The sequence below is a fragment of the Martinezella lusitana genome (genome assembly GCF_014207095.1).
Taxonomy (GTDB): Bacteria; Pseudomonadota; Alphaproteobacteria; order Rhizobiales; family Rhizobiaceae; genus Rhizobium; species Rhizobium lusitanum_B.
Genome location: NZ_JACHBG010000001.1, coordinates 183,490 through 202,243 on the forward strand (window position 1 = coordinate 183,490; position 18,754 = coordinate 202,243).

Here is an 18,754-nt window from a genome sequence, read left to right on the forward strand (position 1 = left end):
AAACTTTGCGTCCTCAAATGGTTAGCAAAGTCGAATGCATCAGGGTTTCCATAAGGTGAATACACGGCAAGGCCGTTGCGTCAATATAGTACGCGTATAAAGTGAGCGCGTGTAAGTCTCGGGTAAGGTTTGTGTGTAATAATCATCAGAGGATTCGCCGACTATATTGAAGATCTATTGGGACTCTGCTGATGATTTCCACCTATCTTGGTTATACGATCGCAACCAGAGATATGGCCACCTCGCTCAAGCAGGTGGCGACGCAGTCGCAAAGCAAGCGCCAGATCGACTACTACAATGCCAATATCGGCAAAGTAACCAACGTCGATGACTTCGTGAATGACTATCAGCTGTACAGTTATGCCATGGAAGCCTACGGGCTTTCGGACATGACCTATGCCAAGGCCTTTATGAAACAGGTGCTGACGAGCGACCTGAGCGATTCCAGCAGTTTTGCGAATAAGCTGAACGATCCACGATACAAGGCCTTCGCTGCAGCGTTCAATTTCGGTACGGGCAGCACGAAGACGGCTCAATCGAGTGCGCAGGAAGACGATCTGATCGGGCTCTATCAGCAATCGTTTACAAATGAAGCGACATCCGCGGCCACGGAAACGAGCTATTACAGCCAGAATATCGGCTCGGTTAAGACGGTCGATGACCTTCTTGGCAACACGCGTCTGAGAAACTACGTGTTGCAGGCCTACGGCATCGATCCGACCTATACGTCGAATTCCGCGTTGAAGCAGATGCTGACGAGCGATCCGAACGATCCCAACAGCTATCTCAACCAGAATGGCGGCACGGCCGACAAGGCTCTCGCGGCCGAATTCAATTTCAACGCCGACGGCACGGTCAAGGCCTCGACGCCTGACAGCGACACAGCCTATTATCAGGCGAACATCGGCAACATCACCTCGGTCAATCAGCTGACCTCCAACACACGGCTCTTCCAGTACGTCAAGACCGCCCTCAACATCCCGGCCTACATCACCGCCGACCAGTTCAATGCTTCGGCCGGAGATGCCGGCGTCGCAAGTTCGAACGGCCTGACAAGCGTCATGGCCCAATTCAATTTTCAGAGCGATGGCACCGTTGCTTCCGGCTCGCAGGCGCAGACATCGGCGCAGGTGAGCGCTATGACATCAGCCTATGCGACCAACTTCTCCGGCGGACCGCAAACGTTGGGCCAACAGTCCGATGTGATGAGCGCCTACAATTCCACGGTGCCCTCGTTCGTCACCAGTGTCGGCGCGGCGGACAACGACCAGTATTACAAGGACCATATCGGCTCGGTAACCTCGGTCGATCAGCTGACATCGGATTCGCGCCTCTTCAATTATATCAAGACGGCCTATGGTATCGATCCGACCACGCCCACGGTCATCTTCAAGAACGCCTTCGCCGATCCCACCACCGCTTCCATCTTCGGCCTGACGAATGTCGTCGCCGCGTTCAATTTCCAATCCGACGGAACGCTGGCCGCCGGCCAGACGGCGCAGTCGCAGAGCGCGATCAATGCCGCCTCGACGGCCTACATCAACAATTACAAGACGTCGCAATCGAGCCTGACGACGGACGCCGTCAACAACTACAAGAACCGCCTTGCCAGCGTGAAGACCATCAAGGATTTCTTCACGAGCAATACGGCTGACAGCAGTACGTCCAACGACAGCGCGCCCGAGCTCTATCAGATGGCGCTGCGTGCCTATGGCATCGGCGTGAATGAGATCACAAAGTCGCAGATGACGAAGATTCTCGAGAGCGATCCCTACGATCCGAAGAGCTACGTCAGTTCGCTGAAGGACACTCGCTTCACCGCGCTCGCCGAAGCTTTCAACTTCGACAGCAAGGGCAATCTGAAAGCTCCCGTTCAGTCCCTGTCGCCGACCCAGGTCAACAGCTACATTTCCCAATATTCCACCCACAGCACGGCCGGGCTGACGGGAGCGCTGCTGACCAAGGCCACAAGCGATGCAAAGGAAGCCGGCACCTATTTTGCGACCAATATCACCAAGGTAAAGAGCGTCACGGATCTGCTGGCCGACAGCAAGCTCACAAACTTCATCCTCACGGCCAACGGCATCGATCCGAAGACCGTCGACACCGCGACGCTGAAGAAGGCTTTCGCCTCCGATCCGTCAGACCCGAAAAGCTTCATCAACACCTCCGATGGCGCCAAGTTCAAGAGCATTGTCCAGGCGTTCAACTTCGGCACGGATGGCAAGCTGACGGACAGCAAACTTGGCTCTGCGCAAAATCAGGGGGCGCTCTCGGCGACCAACGATCTCTTCCTGCGCCAGACGCTGGAAGATCAGGAAGGCGATACCAATGCCGGCGTGCGGCTGGCGCTATACTTCCAGCGCAAGGCCCCGAATATCAATTCGGTCTACGATATCATGGGTGACGCAGCGCTCTACGAGGTCGTCACCACGACCTTCAGCCTGCCGAGCGCGATGTCGTCGATGGATGTGGATACGCAGGCGAAGATGTTGGGCAATTTCATCAACGTCAGTGATCTGCGTGATCCGACCAAGGTCAATTCGCTGCTGCAACGGTTCTCCGCGATGTACGACATGCAGAACGATACGACGTCGTCCACGTCGCCGGCTCTGTCGATTCTCGGCGGCTCTTCGCCCGGCATTGGCATCAGCGCCGATACGCTGCTCTCGATCGCGCAATTGTCGTCTTCGAAGTAGCGGCTCAAACAAAAAATTTAAACCGCCTTCTTGCCGCGTTCCCGCGCGGCAAAGCTGTTTCCGCGCGCGCCTTTGCGCGGGATTTTCGATGTTGTTTCGCCGGCACAGCGGGCGGGAATTAAGAGCTTTGAGGGGCGCCAGGAAGGAACTTATTAACCATCCTTGCCCTATTCGATTTGAGAAGCCATCGGCAATATCAATGACTGGGTTGCAGGTCTCATGCGTCTTTCCCGAACGACACTTTCAAACGCGTCTCAAGGCGTCCAGCCGGAGGGCGAACTCGAAGCCGAACAGGCGGCCGAAGAGGCACGCCGGGCCGAGCAGATTGCCGCTCGCCGGGCATTTCTCGAAGAGAAGATTCGCAATGCCCGCGAAGCCAAGCGCAAGGCCGAGGAGCAGCGCCGCACCGAGGAACTGCGCCGTGCCGAAGAGGTAAGGCAGAGAGCCGCCGCAGCCCCGAAACCGGTGGTCGAAGCCTTGCAGGCGACACCGGCGGAGAGTGCTCCAGTCATGCCCGTTCTGCCGCAAGGTATCTCGGCTGAGGATCTTGCCTCGCCGGGCTGGCAGAACGCGTTCCTTATGGGGCCGAATGTCCGCTTCACCCGCACGCGGGAGAACGAAATCATTAGCCGCCGCCCGCTCGCAGAACCGCCGGTCGAGGTCACGCGGCCCGTCCCCACGCATGTTGCGATGCGGGTGATGGAGCAGCCGGTTGTCGAGGCTGCGCCCGCGATCGTGGCGCCCCAGCCGTCGCAGCCGGCACAACCCGTCGAGTTCCACCTGCCACCGCTCGAGGACATGCCTTTTGCGGTTGAAGGCTACATGCCTTCGTTCATTCAGAAATCCCCGGCGACCTCGCCGGACGCATTGGAGATGACCGTTATCGCTACCGCATTTTCGAAGGCTCCGGCGATCGCGCTGGATGCTTCCCCTGTTCAGTCAAGTGTTCCCGAGTCCGTAGTCGTCGCGCCTGTGGTCGAGTCGCGGCTTACCCATCTTTCCGATTTCGCCTTCTGGGACGCGATGCCCTTCGACGGCGAATTCGTCTCTGCCATCAGGGGCGAGTCGGCCCAGCCGGCGGTTCCCCAGCTTGAGGTCGAAGCCGAATCGATCGTCGCGAAGTTCCGCGTCGTCGAATGCCGCCGGCCCGCCGCGGTTGCCGAAGCCCCACAAACTATCGAGCTGTCGGCTGTGGCGGAACTCGTCGCTCCGGTCGAAGCTGCTCCCGTCCTTGCGCCGGTAGCGGTCAGCACGCCTGCCATGGACGAGTTGGCAGCGTGGGAAGCCATCGTTCAGACTGCCGTTGTCGAAGCGACGCCGGTGATCGTCGAGCCAGCCCCTGCCGCGCCGCAAGTCATGGCTTCCCCGGAAGCATTCGTTCCGCCCGCTTTCGTGGCAGCCGTCTATGGCGCGGAAGCCGCTCCGGCAGCCGAAACCCGCCCGGCGTCGGTCATGGTCCTGGCGCCGATGCCGACGAAGGTTGCCGCATCTGCACCGGTTGAACCCGTTGAGCCTGTTGCCAAGCCTGCACCGGCGCTTCCGGCTGTCGAGGCCGCCGCGCAGCGTCTGATTGACGCGCCGCCATCGCGGATCACGCCGCGCCGGCCCGCATTGCTGACGCCGCCCGAATGGCGGCCGATTGCCCGTAGCGCCGACGGCGAGTACGAGCTGCCGCCGCGCGAACTGCTGCAGGAGCCCGCCGTCCGTTCCGGCGTGATCATGACGCAGGAAACGCTGGAGCAGAATGCCGGCCTGCTGGAAAGCGTGCTGGAAGACTTCGGCGTCAAGGGCGAGATCATCCATGTCCGTCCCGGCCCGGTCGTCACGCTTTATGAATTCGAGCCGGCGCCTGGCGTCAAATCCTCGCGCGTCATCAACCTTGCAGACGATATCGCCCGTTCGATGTCGGCCCTGTCAGCTCGCGTCGCCGTCGTTCCCGGCCGCAACGTCATTGGCATCGAACTGCCGAACGTCAACCGCGAGACCGTCTACTTCCGCGAGATGATCGATTCGCCCGATTTCGAGAAGAGCGGCTACAAGCTGGCGCTTGGCCTCGGCAAGACGATCGGCGGGGAGCCTGTCATTGCCGAGCTCGCGAAGATGCCGCATCTGCTCGTTGCCGGCACCACCGGCTCGGGCAAGTCGGTCGCGATTAACACGATGATCCTGTCGCTGCTCTATCGCATGACGCCGGAACAGTGCCGCCTGATCATGGTCGATCCGAAGATGCTGGAACTCTCCGTCTATGACGGCATCCCGCACCTTCTGACCCCCGTCGTTACCGACCCGAAGAAGGCCGTCATGGCGCTGAAGTGGGCGGTGCGCGAGATGGAGGATCGCTACAAGAAGATGTCGCGCCTCGGCGTGCGCAACATCGATGGCTACAATAGCCGCGTCGCCTCCGCCAAGGAAAAGGGCGAGACGATCCATGTCATGGTCCAGACCGGCTTCGACAAGGGCACCGGTGCCCCGATCGAAGAAAGCCAGGAAATGGATCTGACGCCGATGCCCTATATCGTCGTCATCGTCGACGAAATGGCCGATCTGATGATGGTTGCCGGCAAGGAGATCGAAGGCGCGATCCAGCGTCTGGCCCAGATGGCGCGCGCCGCCGGTATCCACTTGATCATGGCGACGCAGCGCCCCTCGGTCGACGTCATCACCGGCACGATCAAGGCGAACTTCCCGACGCGCATTTCCTTCCAGGTGACCTCGAAGATCGACAGCCGCACCATTCTCGGCGAGCAGGGTGCCGAACAGCTCCTCGGCCAGGGCGACATGCTGCACATGGCCGGCGGCGGCCGCATCTCCCGTGTTCATGGACCCTTCGTTTCCGACGAGGAAGTCGAAAAGGTCGTGGCCCACCTGAAGCTGCAGGGCCGTCCGGAATATCTTGATACGGTTACGGCCGACGAAGAGGATGAGGCCGAGGAAGAAGATACGGCTGTCTTCGACAAGGGCGCGATCGCTTCGGAAGACGGCGACGATCTCTACGAGCAGGCGATCAAGGTGGTCATGCGTGACAAGAAGTGCTCGACTTCCTATATCCAGCGCCGCCTTGGCATCGGCTACAACCGCGCCGCCTCGCTCGTCGAGCGCATGGAGAAGGACGGTCTGGTCGGTCCCGCCAACCACGTCGGCAAGCGCGAGATCATCACCGGCAACCGCAATGGCGGCGGCAATGCGAGCCAGGAAGACTTTGACTGATCACCTGGGCAGTCAAGCCTGCGCGATATCGGAATGAAAAAAGAAGCGGCTCTCCATTGGAGGGCCGCTTCCTTTTTATCAGACGCGCTCGAGCTTGATATGCGGCAGCGGCGGCAGTTCGACACGGATCGCGTCATCGCGTTGCACCCGGCCGCCCTGCGAGACGATGCCCATGATCCCGGCCCTGCGAACGAGCCCGCCATCAGCATCCTTGTCGAGTACCGCATGCAGCAAGCCCTTCTGGAAATCATCGATCTGCTTGCAGGGATTGCGCAAGCCCGTTACCTCGACGATGGCTTCCTCGCCGATATGCAGGCGCGTGCCTTGAGGCAGGGAAAGCAGGTCGACCCCCCTGGTCGAGATATTCTCGCCCATGTCGCCCGGCGCGATCGAAAACCCTTTTCCTGCCAGCTCCTCGAACAGCTCTTCATGGATGATATGCACCTGGCGCAGATTGGGCTGGGTGGGATCGACCGCGACGCGCGAGCGGTGTTTTACCGTCACCCCCATATGCGCATCGCCCTCTACGCCGAGCCCCGTAAGCAATTGAATATGGTCCTTGGTCTGCTTGCTGAAACCATGCACGTCGCTGCTGCTCACGGATGCCACATATATGCGCTTGTCGACCATGCCGAGCCCTTCCATAAACGTTCCAGATCTCTATAGATTGGTATATACCAATTTCAAGGCGACAGATTTGTGATAAACGAGAAAAATCGGCAGGGCGAAAGCTCAAAATCTGCGGGAGGCTGGGCTGCCGTCGCTGCGGAACTCAGAAGCGCCATCGATGGGAGGCGGCATGCTCCCGGCAGTCGCCTGCCGAGCGAGCGGGCCTTGTCCGAACAGTTCGGCGTCTCGCGGGTGACAATGCGCCGTGCGATTGCCGAGCTGGAGGGGGAGGGGTTGCTGCGTGTCGCGCGGGGCAGCGGCGCCTATGTCCGTGCCGACATGCCCGTGCGCTTTCAGCTGGGCGAAAAGGTGCGCTTCAGCAAGGATCTGACTGCGACGGATGCCAATCTCACGCGCAAGGTTGTGTCGGCAAGAGAAGTCCCGGCAACCCCCGATATCGCTACGCGGCTCAATCTCCAGCCGGGTGAATTGGTGCTGGAAATGTGCGTCGTCGCCCATGCCGATGCGCTTCCCGTCTCGGTCGTCATGCGCAGCTGCGCGGCTGAACGTTTTCCTAGTCTGGCGGAGAGATTCGCCGCGACGGGCTCGTTTACAACGGCGCTGAGGGATTACGGCGTGACCGACTATTGGCGCCGCTCCACCGACATCACGGCGCGCATGCCGACAGAGGCTGAAGCACGTTTCCTGCAGCAATCCCGGCAGGTACCGGTGCTTGCCTATGCTGGCGAAGACATCGATGCCGATGGCACGATCATTTCATGTCAGATCGGCTGTTTCGCCTCGGAGCGGGTTGTCGTAACGGTCTGAGCATTTCCAGGAAAAGTGCGCAGCGGTTTTCTGTCTGGAATGCGTTGGGAAATAATAAGATAGAGCTTTTCCGCGATTCGAAGAAAAGCGGAAAAGCTCTTGAGTTTCAGACCTTGAGAACCTTGCCTGGGTTCATGATCCCGGCGGGATCGAAGGCGGTCTTGATCCGGCGCATCAGGTCGATCTCGATATCGGAGCGGATCGAAGCCAGCTCGTCGCGCTTCAGCTGGCCGATGCCATGCTCGGCGGAGATCGAGCCGCCATGCTGCAGCACCAGCCCGTGCACGATCTTGTTCATCTCGCGCCAGTGGCCGATGAACTCCGCTTTGTCGGCGCCGACGGGCTGGGAGATGTTGTAGTGGATATTGCCGTCACCCATGTGGCCGAAGGCACAGACGCGTGCGCCCGGCATGGCGGCGACAACGGCCTTTTCGGCCTCCGCCATGAATTGTGGGATCTGCGCCACCGGCACGGAAACATCGTGCTTGATCGAGCCGCCTTCCGGCTTCTGCGCGTCCGACATGCTCTCGCGCATATGCCAGATGGCCTGCTGTTGAGCTTCGGAGCTGGCGATGGTCGCATCCTGGATCAGGCCGGCCTCATAGCCCTGTTCGAGCAGCGCCGTCATCATCCGCTCGGCCGTCTCAGCCGAATCGGACGTGGATATGTCAATCAGGACATACCAGGGATGGGCAGTCTCAAGCGGATCGCGCACGCCTGGAATATGTCGGGCGGTGAACTCGACGCCGATGCGTGGCATCAGCTCGAAACCGGTCAGCGCAGTTCCGCAGAGACTGGAGGCGTTCTTGAACAGGGTCAGCGCATCGTCGACCGACTGCAGGCCGGCAAAGGCGACCTGATGGCCGAGAGGCTGCGGAAAGAGTTTCAGCACAGCGCCGGTGATGACGCCAAGCGTGCCTTCCGCACCGATGAAAAGGTCGCGCAGGTCATAGCCTGTATTGTCCTTCTTCAGGCGGCGCAGTCCGTTCCAGATTTCGCCCGTGGGCAATACCACTTCGAGGCCGAGGCAGAGCTGGCGCATGTTGCCATAGGCAAGAACGGCTGTGCCACCGGCATTGGTGGAAAGATTGCCGGCGATGCGGCAGGAGCCTTCCGAGCCGAGCGAAAGCGGAAACATGCGGCCGTGCTCGGCCGCTGCCTTATGGACCTCGGCCAGAATGCAACCGCCGTCGACAACAATCGTATTGCCGACCGGATCGATGTCGCGAATGCGGTTCATGCGCTCCAGCGACAGGATGATATCTGAGCCGCCCTCGCGCGGCGTCTGCCCCCCGACAAGGCCGGTATTGCCGGTCTGCGGAACGATGGCCGCGCCGGTCTCGCTTGCCAGTTTCAGGATCGCGGACACCTCGTCCACCGAGCCGGGCTTCAGCAGCATGGGCGAAGCGCCATGATAGAGGCCGCGATTTTCCACGAGATGCGGCGCAATTTCCGCCTGGTCTCGTACGGTATGTTTCTCGCCGACGATGGCAGCGAAGCGGTCGAGAAGATCGGAGGAGGGGGCGGAGCTGCTCATGGCGTGTCCTTTGCCTGATGATGTCGGGCTGATTTACTCTCTGGGCGCGGCCGCGCGGCGCAGCCGGTCGTTGATGGCCTCGCCGAGGCCCTCGTCTGGAATATGCGAAAAGGCAATGGTCGCAGCGCCGGTGGCATCGGCACGCTTCATGAAATCGAAGAGGTTTGCCGCCGCTTCTGAGAGATCGCCGTTGGCGCTGAGATCCAGCACGGCAACAGCCTTCTCGATGCCGGCAATGTCCGGTGTCCCGAAGCGGATCAGCGTCTCGTTCGCGGAAACCTCGGTCGCGTCCAGCCGCACGGCCGCTCCTGGCGCATAATGTGAAGCCATCATGCCGGGCGCCTCGATGGCCGCCGAAGCCTTCTTCTTGCGCTTCAGCGCCCTGCCAGCCACCCGCTCGATCTCGCTCGCCGCCAGACCGCCGGGCCGCAGCAGGCGGATCTCGCCGTCCTCGACCTTGACGATGGTCGACTCCACGCCGACGACCGAAGCCCCGGCATCGAGGATGAGGGTAATGCGCTCACCGAGATCGTCATCGACATGATCGGCGCTGGTGGCGCTGATCTTGCCCGACGTATTGGCGCTCGGTGCAGCAAGCGGCCGGTCGAAGGCGCGGATCAGATTGCCGGCAAAGCCTTGGGGTACGCGGATGCCGACCGTGTCGAGGCCGGCGGTTGCCAGCGGATGGATGCCGCTATCGGATCTCAGCGGCAGCACGAGCGTCAGCGGCCCGGGCCAGAAGGCTTCAGCGAGCTTGCGCGAAATGGGGTCGAAGACGGCATAGCGCTCGGCCATGGCGAGATCGCTCATGTGGCAGATCAGCGGATTGAAGCGCGGCCGGCCCTTCGTCTCGTAGATGCGGGCAATCGCGGCTGGGTTGGTGGCATCGGCGGCGAGGCCATAGACCGTCTCCGTCGGCAGCCCGATCGGCAAGCCCTCGGCGAGCGTTGCCGTCGCGACTTCGATCGCCGTTTGCGGATGTTCGAGAATGTCTATGTGTCGTGCCATGGCCTGCCTGCTTGCAGTTCAGGCCGTTTCTTATGCCCTTCGAGTTTTCGGATCAATCGTCAAAGCTGGCGAATGATGTCGCGAAGCTGCTCGTTGCGGGCGCCAAGCAAGAGAACGTTGCGGATGGCGATCTGCGGATCGTGGGTGTGGAACAGCACGCCGTTGCCGCGAATGTCGCGATTGATCGTCAGCCTCTTATCCTCAGCCTCCTTGTCCGGATGGACCGCGACTGCAAAATACATCCGCGAATATTTGAGGTTGATGTCTTCGAAGAAATTCTCTTCCTGGCCGATGCGGGCAAAGAAGTTGGCGATGTAGAAGGCCCAGTTCACGTCCTCATATTGAGCGAACTGCGTCCGCGCGGCGGTGACGTGGCAATAGCCTAAATGCGGCGTGTCCTTCAGCGTGTGATGAAAGATGAGCTTTGGGAAGCGAATCGACTTGTGAAAGCCGTTTAACCGGTCATGGGTCTTTTCCCCGGCGTTTCGAAGCTTCTGCGCCGTGCGCTCCGCGACCTCCTGATGGGTCATGTAGCGCCGCTCTTCGGCAAGCCAATGCGGCCTGTCGCGATTGATGCGGCCGGTTCGTAGGAATTCGCTGTGCCCCGTTGTCGATACCGCTGGGGTCGGCTCTGGGTCGGCGGGCTTCCCAGTGTCGAAATATCTGAGTTTGGCCATGCCGGATCTCGCTATAAAGGTCTGGAGGCCACATAATATGGCACATGGCTTGAGCAGGGCTTAACGGCGCGGGCCGCATATTCTTAAGGAGACCAGGAACATGTCCGGAGTAACCGATCTCAAGCAGCTGCTTTCCGGCATGAGGCCCAGCCTTGTCGAGGGCGAGTTCGTCTATTGCACCGTGCCGACCTCTGCTCTGTCCGACCATATGCACTTGGAGCCGGTCGGGTTTTTCCGCGAACGGGAGGGCGTGACCTTGATCCTTCCTCTGGCCGCGGCGCGCGAGGCTGGCCTTGCGACGGCTCCCGCCATGCGGATGATCACCCTCGAAATTCATTCCTCGCTGGAGGCCGTCGGCCTCACCGCTGCCTTCGCCACGGCTCTCGGAAATGAAGGCATCAGCGCCAATGTCGTCGCAGCCTACTATCACGACCATATCTTCGTTCCGGCGAGTGATGCCGAGCGTGCGGTGACAGCGTTGCGCGCGCTCTCCGCAGCACAAGGGCCGGTGTGAGAAGATATCGCAGGTCGCTCTGTCGCAAACAGAATAAAGCGTCATCCGGAAGGCCTGGCGAGGTCGTATCGAAGGCCAGTCGTTGCGACGCCTAAAGGATTGAATCTTCTTTCAATATGATTGCTGTACGCAACCCTCCCCAGATATGGTTTCGTCTGTCGTCAATTTCGAAGTCGATGTCGCATTGTAGCGCAGCGGGCGGTAGGGCCGGGAGCTATGATGATGTCAATCTCAAGGTGCCGTCCATTAGGGAGGAGGATGTCCTGGCAACAGGGCCTTTCCAGAATCCGGAAACCAGCCTTGGGCAGATATGGTTTACTGACCGCGACGGGTGGTCGGATACTGCTTCAGCCGTTCCTGACGGTTGCGCAGGTCCCCCCTCGCTCCCGGTACTGCGCGAGGATAGGCAAATGGATATCAAAAGCAATGTTTTGCGGCAATTGAAGAGCCGCCGCGAGGGCTTCAGCCTGGAGCAGCCTTTCTATATCGATCAGGATTATTTCAAGCTCGATATGGAAATGATCTACTATCGCGACTGGCTGTTCATCGGCCATGATTGCGAGGTGCCGCGCGCCGGCAACTACTTCACCGTACAGATCGGCGAATATCCTGTTGTCATCGTTCGCGGTCGCGACCAGGTGATCCGGGCCTTCCACAATAGCTGTCGCCATCGCGGTTCGCGCGTCTGCACGACCGAGCGTGGCTCCTCGGCCAAGCTCGTCTGCCCCTATCACCAGTGGACCTACGAGCTCGACGGCTCCCTGCTCTTTGCCCGCCAGATGGCGGAAGATTTCGACAAGAGCCAGTATTCTCTGAAGCAAGTCCACTGCGAAAGCGTCGCCGGCTACATCTTCATCTGCCTTGCGAAGAATGCGCCGGATTTCGCCCCGGTCCGCGCTGCAATCGAGCCCTATATGGCGCCTCATCGCATGAGCGAAGCCAAGGTCGCTTTCCAGAGCACCATCATCGAGAAGGGCAACTGGAAGCTGGTCTGGGAAAACAACCGCGAGTGCTACCACTGCGCCGCCAATCATCCCGAACTTTGCCGCACCTTCCCGGAAGCGCCGACCGTTACTGGCGTGCAGGGCGCGATGAGCGATCCGATCATCCTGGAGCATTGGGCACGTTGCGAAGCCGCAGGCCTGCCGAGCGAGTTCAAGATTTCGCCGGATGGTCAGTTCCGTACCGCCCGTATGCCGCTGATCGAAGGAGCAGAAAGCTACACCATGTCCGGCCAGAAGGCCGTCAAGCGTCAGCTAGCTTCCGACGTGACGATGAACGGCATCGGCACGATGTTGCTCTTCCACTACCCGACCACCTGGAACCACCTGCTTGGCGACCATGCGATTTCCTTCCGCGTGCTGCCGCTCAATGCCGAGGAAACCGCCGTCACCACCAAATGGCTGGTTCACAAGGATGCGGTCGAAGGCGTCGATTACGATATCGAGGAACTGACCCACGTCTGGAACGAAACCAACGATCAGGACCGCCGCATCGTCGAGGAAAATGCCTTCGGCATCCACTCGCCGGCCTACGAGCCCGGTCCTTATTCGGAAATCCATGAAGGCGGCGTCATGCAGTTCGTCGAGTGGTATTCGAACTTCATGATCGACCGTCTGCAGGGCGATCAGGCCAAGCTCTCGGCGGTAGCCTAAGCATGAGCAAGACCGCCTCCAATAGTCATCGACACCTCGATCAGATGCAGCCCTGGAGTGACAGGCAGCATCTACTCAAATGCCTCTCGGTCACGCCTGAAGCGCCCGATGTGATGACCTTCACATTCGGGTCCGACAAGGACAACTGGTTCCGCTATCTGCCGGGCCAGTTCGTGACGCTTGAGCTGCCGACGACACCGGAGCCGGTCATGCGCACCTACACGCTGTCGTCTACGCCGTCGCGGCCCTTCTCGGTCGCCGTGACGGTGAAGGCGCAGAAGGATAGCATCGGCACGCGCTGGATGTTCGATAATCTGAAGCCCGGCATGCGCATCAAGGCTTTCGGACCGCTCGGCGATTTCAGCCATATCCGCCATCCCGGCGAGAAATACCTGTTCGTCTCGGCCGGTTCCGGCATCACCCCGATGATGTCCATGACCCGCTACATGGCCGATACCGCGCCGCTGTCGGATATCGGCTTCATCAACTGCGCGCGCAGCCCCGCCGACATCATCTTCCGTTCGGAGCTCGAATATCTCGCCCGTTTCATGCCGAACCTCAGCCTCGGCCTGATCGTCGAAGGCTGCGGCCGCACTGATCTCTGGTCGGGGCTGAAGGGCCGCATCGACAAGGCCAAGATCGGGCTGCTCTCGCCAGATTTCATGGATCGCACGATCTTCTGCTGTGGTCCGGAAGTCTTCATGGATGCCGTCCGCTCCATGCTGGAAGCGCATGGCTTCGACATGTCGCGCTATCATCAGGAGAGCTTCCAGCCGGCAAATGCGGCAACGCCGCTCGCCGAGGTCACCGACGACGCGTCGACAGAAGCTGCCACGACCATCCGCTTTACCATGGCCGGCAAGGATGTTGCCTGCCCGGCCGGTCAGACCGTGCTACAGGCCGCGCGCGGCGCCGGCGTGCGCATCGGTGCCGCCTGCGAATCCGGTCTCTGCGGCACCTGCCGCGTGCTGAAGCTCTCGGGCGAGGTCGAGATGAGCCACAATGGCGGCATCCTCGATGACGAGATCGAAGAGGGCTATATCCTGGCCTGCTGCTCGCGTCCGAAGACCGATGTGCAGGTCGAGGCCTGAGGAAACTCCGACTCTAGAAATCCTGATAGTTCAACTCGTTGATTTCCGCGACCGGCTTGGATCGCGGGATCGATGCCGTCACGACGGGGTCGAGCAGCAGCGACACGAGCGTCTGCCGTGGTCCGCTACAGGTCGCGTCCAGAGCGATCGTTAGGTCGGGGGCGGGAAGTGGCTTGGCCGGTACGAGATCGCCCTGCGGCCAGATCTCGGCGAGCTGCACCTTGGTCATCGGCACGACATTGACGTCGATATCGGTCAGAGTACCGGGAACGCGATAGGGGCAACTCTTGTCGGAGCAGTTCTCCGACGAGACGAATTGCCAGAGGGCGTAGCTGTCCCAGTTGCCGAGCGGGAATGTGCCCTTCACGTCCGGTTTGTAGCGGGCATACCAGAGCGGCAGCCGCGACAGCAGCGGATAGAGATTGCGGTGATCGGCAATGTACTGTGCGGTGTTGTGATTGGTGTAGAGAATAGGGTAGCGCCCGGTTCTGACCTTGATATGCGCGACGAAGATCTGGGCATCGTCCAGCGACATGAACTGGGTGGGGTCCATCCCGTCAATATCCAGCACCATCAGCTCGTCCGGCTGCGGCGCGGCATAGTCGAGAAAATGATTGGCCTGATCAATGGGATTGCCCGGTCGTCCCAAATGATAAGCGCCCCATAATAGGCCATTTGTTTTCGCCAGCATGCGACGGGTTTGATACAGCTCGCGGCTGATGGCGTATTTGCGCCATATCGTCTTGCAGTGGGCAGGCGTGTCGCCCGCGGGTTTAGCGGCGCAATTATAGGTCGCCGGCAGGCCGTCCGAGGCTTTCGAGATGAAGGCGGCGATGCGCTTATCCTGCAGAAACGCACTCCAGTCGATCGTATTCAGCTCGTAAGCGTCGACGATAAGGGCGTTTTTCGGGTCCGTCCAAGGTTGATTTTCACCAGCCGATGGTTTTGTCGCCGGGCCTATGAAGCTCAGAACCGTGAGGAAGGTGCAAATCAGGGCGTGGCTCTGCCAGGATCCTTTCATGAAATAATAGTAAGGATTGCTGGTTAATCTTGGGTTAAGAAGGCAAACACTATAAGCTCGACGTGGAGCCCTCGCATAACTCCTTAGATTGGTAGGGATTTAAGGAACCAAATAGTGTGCTGCCGCGTTTCTTTTCGTCTATTCGGATATACGACGAAGCAGGCAGCGAAACCTTGCTCGGGAAGCATTCCCGACATGAAACCTATAGGCTTGAGCACAAGCCGAACCAGGGAATGGAGATAAAAATGCTTGGTTTCCGTGCGAAAATTGCGACCATAGCCGTAACGGCCGCAGTTACCTTGACGAGCTTCACGCCGTCCTTCGCCATTCAGATGCCCACGGCACCGGTCGTGCCCGCCGAAAAGTCTGTCGGCAATGTCGAGCAGGTTCAATGGCGCGACTATCGTGGCGGCTATTATCGCCGAGGTTGGTATGGCGGCTATCGCGGTTATCCGGGTTATCGTCGCGGCTATCGCTATCATGACGGCTATTGGTTTCCGCTGGCCGCTTTCGGTGCCGGCGCCTTGATCGGTGGCGCTATCGCCAGCCAGCCGCGTTACTATGAGCCGGCTCCGGCTCCGTCCGCGGGCATAAACCCTCGTCACGTCGATTGGTGTGAAGGGCGTTATCGTTCCTATCGCGCCTACGACAACACCTTCCAGCCGAATTACGGCCCGCGCCGGCAGTGCTACTCGCCGTATTTCTAAGCTACAGACAGATCAATTTCAGAAAAACGTTCGGCAGCTTCCGCGTGGGGTTGCGTGAGAGCGATAGATCTGAGAGTTGCAAACAAAAGGCCGTCCGGTTTCCGCCGGGCGGCCTTTGCATATCTCGGTCTCAGAGAATGTTGACGCGCTTCAGCAGCCACCATGCCAGCAATATGGAGGCGATGATGAAGCCGACCGCGTATCCGGTGCCGGTGGAGCCGCCCGCGAGCGGCAAGCCCGATGTATTCATGCCGAAAAAGCCGGTTACCAGCGTCGGCGGCAGCAGAAACGCCGTCATGATCGACAGGATATAGAGATGGCGATTGATCTCGGCTGAGAGCTTCGAGCCGATTTCTTCGTGCAGCAGCCTCGCGCGTTCCTGCAGCGCATAGATGTCATGCTCGACCGCCTCCAGCCGGCCGGTCAGACGCCCTGCGACGTCGTCGAAGCCGAGCGGCATCTCCTCGTCATCCGAGGCGGCGGCGTGACGCATCAGGGAAAGCACCGTGCGCAGGTGTCTGTGCAGCCGCACGATCGTCCGGCGAAGGGGCGGAAGCTGCGCGCGCTCGTCTTGCGACGTATTGCCGTGCACGAAATCTTCGATGGCGTTCAGCTCTTCGCCGATCTCGATAACGACGGAGATCAGGGCTCGCTGGAACTCCACGACCAGCGCCTCGAAAACATCCACCGGGCTTGAAAAGCGCGCCGGATTCTTTTCGATCAGCGTCCTGGCTCGGTCGAGGCTGCGAAGGGGCTGCAACCGGCTGGTAATGAGCATGCGGTCTGTCAGCGCAAAATGCAGCCAGCCGATATCATGGGTGTTGTGGGCGAACTCGCGCTGGAAATCGACCAGCGTGCCGAAAAGCATCTGCTCGTCGACGGTAATCGCGGCATGAGTTTCATGCGTGGTCAAGGCTATGCGCGCGGCATCGTTCAGCCCTGGCGCGTCGGCGAGGAAGGCCGGGACGCGGGCATCGACGAGATTGAGATGCAGCCAAAGGAAGCCGTCTCCCGCAAACAGCGTTGCCCGGTCGATATCGTCGGCTAGCCGTTCCGGCTTGTCCGAACCCGGTCGCAGACGATAGGCCCAGACGAAGCCCGGTATCTTGTTGGCGGAGATGATCGTGTTCATGGCCGGATCGTTCGCATTGTCTGAATAGTTGCCTTTAGTCTTAGTTCATGACGGTTTTTATACAAGTCTGCGGTCCCGTTGAGATATTGCACGCACCGATGCGGCAAATACGGACTGTTCCGGGCTGGCGGAAAATCGCCCTTCATGACGACCCGAGAAAAATTGACGTTTACGTAAAAATAAACTAGCAATGTTCTTCATTGCCAGCGGCTCGGGTGAGGCAGGCCAAGGACAACACTGGGCAATTCCGTTGTGAACGGAATTACGGAGCGGAGGAGACAGCATGTACAAGGCGCCCGTCAAGGAAATCGCATTCACGCTGAACCATGTTGCCGGCTTGGGGCATGCGATGGAGCAGGGCATCTTCGGCGATCTCAGCGCCGATGTCGTCGAAGCCATTCTGTTGGAGGCCGGGCGCTTCGCCGGCGAGGAAGTGGAGCCGCTGGCCGAAGCCGGCGACCGACAGGGCGCCAAACTGGTCGATGGCAAGGTGGTTCTTCCCGATGGCTGGGAGAGGCTCTATCGCGACTGGATATCAGGCGGCTGGAACGGGCTGACCGGGCCGGAGGAGTTCGGCGGGCAAGGCTTGCCGCACATGTTGAACATCGCGACGCTGGAAATGTGGAATTCCGCCTCGATGGCGTTCGGCCTCGCTCCGACACTGACCATGGGGGCTGTCGAGGCCCTGCGGGCTCATGGCAGCGAAGACCTCAAGAAGACATATCTGGCAAAGCTCGTATCTGGTGAGTGGACGGGAACCATGAACCTGACGGAGCCGCACGCAGGCTCTGATGTGGGCGCTTTGCGCTCACGCGCCGAACGTCGCGACGACGGGACGTATCGCATCTTCGGCCAGAAGATCTTCATCACCTGGGGCGATCATGAGGCCACCGACAACATCGTCCATCTGGTTCTCGCCCGCCTGCCGGACGCACCTGCCGGAACGCGCGGCATTTCGCTCTTTCTCGTGCCGAAATTCCTGGTGAACGCGGATGGCTCGCTCGGGGCGCGCAACGATTACTTCGCCCACTCGCTGGAGCACAAACTCGGCATCCACGGTTCACCGACCTGCACGCTCATCTTTGGCGACGGGAAGTATGGCAGCGAGAAGGGCGCTATCGGCTGGCTCGTCGGCGAGGAGAACAAGGGCCTCGCCTGCATGTTCACGATGATGAACAACGCGCGTCTTGCCGTCGGCATTCAGGGCGTGGCGATTGCCGAGGCGGCTACACAGAAGGCCATCGCCTATGCCAGAGAGCGGACGCAAGGCCGGGCACCGGGCACCGCGGCGACTGGAATGAGCCCCATCATCGAGCATCCCGATGTTGCCCGCATGCTGTTAACCATGAAGTCGCTGACGCAGGGGTCTCGCGCCATCTGCTATGCCTGCGCCGAGGCGATCGACATGTCGCATCGTGATCCGCAGAAGGCGAAGCACTGGCAGGAGCGCGCCGCGCTGCTGACGCCGGTCGCCAAATCCTTCTCCACCGACGCCGGGGTCGATGTTGCTTCGCTTGGCATCCAGGTCCATGGCGGCATGGGCTTTATCGAAGAGACCGGAGCGGCGCAGCTGTTGCGCGATGCGCGCATCGCGCCGATCTACGAAGGCACCAACGGCATTCAGGCCATCGACCTAGTGACCCGCAAGCTGACGATCGCCAACGGCGACCATATGCGCGGTTTCATCGCCGAACTGTGTGGGATCGCCGACGCCGTCGCCCAGTCCAATTTGAAAGGTTTCGGGGAGACTGCGCCACGGCTGCGCTCGGCCATCGACGATCTCGAAAAGGCAGGGGAATGGCTTTTGTCGAGGCAGGCGGATGGTGCTCTTGCAGAGGCTCTGGCCGGCGCCACGCCCTACCAGCGGCTCTTTGGCCTGGTGCTCACCGGAAGCTATCTCGCCAAGGGAGGACTTGCCGATGCTGCCGACGGTGAGGGGGCGAAGCGTATCGCACTCTGCCGCTTTACTGCCGAGAATCTGCTGGCTGAAACGGCGGCGCTCGCCGATCGTGTTTTGGTCGGCGCATCCAGCCTCAACGCTGCCCGTATTGCCCTTGCCTGAGGAGAGG

At 60.3% G+C, this 18,754-nt stretch carries 14 protein-coding genes; 8 read left to right on the forward strand and 6 right to left on the reverse strand.

The features are described 5' to 3' along the window. Positions 1–191 precede the first annotated feature (191 nt). Positions 192–2,699, forward strand: a complete 2,508-nt coding sequence (locus GGD46_RS00875) for a DUF1217 domain-containing protein (protein ID WP_184700882.1) — start codon at positions 192–194, stop codon at positions 2,697–2,699. Between the two features lie 510 nt (positions 2,700–3,209). Then, on the forward strand, positions 3,210–5,906 hold the full coding sequence (locus GGD46_RS00880) for a DNA translocase FtsK (protein ID WP_409527662.1): 2,697 nt from the start codon (positions 3,210–3,212) through the stop codon (positions 5,904–5,906). A 78-nt stretch (positions 5,907–5,984) separates the two neighbouring features. Here GGD46_RS00880 and GGD46_RS00885 read toward each other — a convergent pair whose 3' ends face one another. Further along, positions 5,985–6,536, reverse strand: a complete 552-nt coding sequence (locus tag GGD46_RS00885; RefSeq protein ID WP_184700886.1) for an MOSC domain-containing protein — start codon at positions 6,534–6,536, stop codon at positions 5,985–5,987. Between the two features lie 69 nt (positions 6,537–6,605). On the opposite strand from GGD46_RS00885, the gene phnF reads away from it, so the two are divergent. After that, positions 6,606–7,343: a phosphonate metabolism transcriptional regulator PhnF gene (gene phnF, locus GGD46_RS00890; RefSeq protein ID WP_184700888.1), complete on the forward strand. Its 738-nt coding sequence runs from the start codon at positions 6,606–6,608 to the stop codon at positions 7,341–7,343. A gap of 106 nt (positions 7,344–7,449) precedes the next feature. Here the strand turns inward: phnF and GGD46_RS00895 are convergent, their stop codons facing one another. Genes GGD46_RS00895 through GGD46_RS00905 form a run of 3 tightly spaced genes read right to left on the reverse strand, consistent with a single transcriptional unit; the run spans position 7,450 to position 10,565 of the window. Further along, entirely contained in the window at positions 7,450–8,880 is a 1,431-nt protein-coding gene (locus GGD46_RS00895) for an FAD-binding oxidoreductase (RefSeq protein ID WP_184700890.1), read from the reverse strand. Positions 8,881–8,913: 33 nt separating this feature from the next. After that, on the reverse strand, positions 8,914–9,888 hold the full coding sequence (locus tag GGD46_RS00900) for an L-threonylcarbamoyladenylate synthase (RefSeq protein ID WP_184700892.1): 975 nt from the start codon (positions 9,886–9,888) through the stop codon (positions 8,914–8,916). A 59-nt stretch (positions 9,889–9,947) separates the two neighbouring features. After that, a complete protein-coding gene (locus GGD46_RS00905) occupies positions 9,948–10,565 on the reverse strand; it encodes a DUF6656 family protein (protein WP_184700895.1) in 618 nt (205 codons plus the stop codon). 100 nt (positions 10,566–10,665) lie between these two features. On the opposite strand from GGD46_RS00905, the gene GGD46_RS00910 reads away from it, so the two are divergent. From GGD46_RS00910 to GGD46_RS00920, 3 genes are all read left to right on the forward strand, one after another. After that, positions 10,666–11,079, forward strand: coding sequence for an ACT domain-containing protein (locus GGD46_RS00910; RefSeq protein ID WP_184700897.1), 414 nt, complete (start codon positions 10,666–10,668; stop codon positions 11,077–11,079). Between the two features lie 410 nt (positions 11,080–11,489). Further along, a complete protein-coding gene (locus GGD46_RS00915; RefSeq protein WP_184700899.1) occupies positions 11,490–12,734 on the forward strand; it encodes an SRPBCC family protein in 1,245 nt (414 codons plus the stop codon). Positions 12,735–12,736: 2 nt separating this feature from the next. Next, positions 12,737–13,825, forward strand: coding sequence for a hybrid-cluster NAD(P)-dependent oxidoreductase (locus tag GGD46_RS00920; RefSeq protein WP_184700901.1), 1,089 nt, complete (start codon positions 12,737–12,739; stop codon positions 13,823–13,825). Between the two features lie 13 nt (positions 13,826–13,838). Here the strand turns inward: GGD46_RS00920 and GGD46_RS00925 are convergent, their stop codons facing one another. After that, the gene (locus GGD46_RS00925; RefSeq protein ID WP_184700903.1) at positions 13,839–14,846 is read right to left on the reverse strand and encodes a glycoside hydrolase family 25 protein; all 1,008 of its coding nucleotides are present in this window, start codon (positions 14,844–14,846) and stop codon (positions 13,839–13,841) included. Positions 14,847–15,091: 245 nt separating this feature from the next. On the opposite strand from GGD46_RS00925, the gene GGD46_RS00930 reads away from it, so the two are divergent. Next, entirely contained in the window at positions 15,092–15,553 is a 462-nt protein-coding gene (locus GGD46_RS00930; RefSeq protein ID WP_184700905.1) for a BA14K family protein, read from the forward strand. Positions 15,554–15,683: 130 nt separating this feature from the next. On the opposite strand, the gene GGD46_RS00935 is transcribed toward GGD46_RS00930, so the two are convergent. Then, positions 15,684–16,685 (reverse strand): transporter, encoded by a 1,002-nt coding sequence (locus tag GGD46_RS00935; protein WP_184700907.1) that lies wholly within the window; start codon positions 16,683–16,685, stop codon positions 15,684–15,686. Positions 16,686–16,968: 283 nt separating this feature from the next. Here GGD46_RS00935 and GGD46_RS00940 point away from each other — a divergent pair, with 283 nt between their 5' ends. Then, positions 16,969–18,747, forward strand: a complete 1,779-nt coding sequence (locus GGD46_RS00940) for an acyl-CoA dehydrogenase (protein WP_184700909.1) — start codon at positions 16,969–16,971, stop codon at positions 18,745–18,747. Positions 18,748–18,754 lie beyond the last annotated feature (7 nt).